Origin of the sequence: Ructibacterium gallinarum (assembly GCF_014982785.1) — a bacterium.
Taxonomy (GTDB): Bacteria; Bacillota; Clostridia; order Monoglobales; family Monoglobaceae; genus Ructibacterium; species Ructibacterium gallinarum.
On sequence record NZ_JADCKB010000071.1, the window covers coordinates 1 to 1,330 of the forward strand.

Sequence of the window (1,330 nt, forward strand, 5' to 3'; positions counted from 1 at the left end):
TTTTAATGAAATTCTCTCGTTGTTATAGTAATCAATATACTTTTTTAATTCGTCTATGAAAGTGTTAACACTTTCAAATTTTTCACCATAAAACATTTCGACTTTTAATCTTCCAAAAAAATTTTCCATGACAGAATTATCGTAACAATTACCTTTTCTTGACATACTTTGTATTATGTTATGCTCGGCAAGTAATCGCTGGCATTCTGCGTGTTGGTATTGCCAACCTTGATCAGAATGAAATATAGGTTTTGCATCAGTAGGAAGCTTATCAAATAAGCCATTTAACATTTCTCGTATTTGTTCCAAGTTAGGACTTAATGAAATTGAATATGATACAATCTCTCTGTTGTATAAATCCATTACAGGAGAAAGATATACTTTATTATCACATACCTTAAATTCTGTTACATCTGTTGTTAGTTTTTCAAAAGGCTTTGCTGCATAAAAATTTCTTTTGAATAGATTACCAGCAACCTTTCCAACATTACCTTTGTAAGAGTAATATTTATTATTTTTCCTCTGTTTGCCTTTCAAATTAAGACTTTTCATAAGTTTTAATACAGTTTTATGATTGATAGAATAACCCTTGGATTTTAATATTACAGTTATTCTTCGATAACCATACCTACCTTGATTTTTGTGAAAAATTTCAGTAATCATTGCTTTTGTTTTTGCGTATTTATCACAATATTTCGAATTTTTTAAATGATAGTAATATGTACTACGTGGAATACCAGTCATTTTTAAAAGCGCTGTTAAATCATATTTTTGCCTTAATTCGGTTATAACAGCTATTTTATCTATTGTTAAGAGTTTTCTCTCTCTTGAATTAAGGCATTCAATTTTTTTAGGTATTCATTCTCCATTTTCAAACGTCTATTTTCTGCAGCTAATATTTGATTTTCTAGCACGGATTCAGAATTATTATCCTTTTGTTTTGCTTTAATAGAAATTTTTTGGTTATTTTTATCACTCATAAATGCGTCTTCACCTTTTTCATGATATTTCTTATCCCAACGCGATATTGTCACAACATCCAGACAAAAAAGTGAAGCTGTCTGAGTGCATGACAGTCCATGCTTATTCTTATATTTTATCACATTTAACCTAAATTGTCCATCAAGCTCTTTTTGTCGAGCAGTATTCCTACTTTCCAATCCTTTTTCACCATGAATTTTATATGCATTTACCCATTTTTCAATTGGAGTAGTTGAAATTTTAAACTTCTCGGAAGCTTGTCGATAGGAATGTCCGGATAAAACATATTGTACTGCTTCTAGTTTTATTTCTTTACAATATAATTCTTTGCCCATAATATACACCTCCA

Annotated in this window: 2 protein-coding genes; both read right to left on the reverse strand. The window is 29.5% G+C overall.

Annotated elements, in window-relative coordinates; genetic code table 11:
- The coding region (locus INF28_RS12725) for an IS3 family transposase (RefSeq protein WP_318961783.1) at positions 1–858 on the reverse strand (858 nt) is incomplete at its 3' end.
- Entirely contained in the window at positions 810–1,316 is a 507-nt protein-coding gene (locus INF28_RS12730) for a helix-turn-helix domain-containing protein (protein ID WP_226393823.1), read from the reverse strand. The genes INF28_RS12725 and INF28_RS12730, both read right to left, overlap by 49 nt.
- Between the last annotated feature and the right edge of the window lie 14 nt (positions 1,317–1,330).

Excerpts from the sequence above, each read along its gene's own strand:
- INF28_RS12730 (WP_226393823.1), bottom strand. The coding sequence starts at position 1,316 with ATGGGCAAAGAATTATATTGTAAAGAAATAAAACTAGAAGCAGTACAA.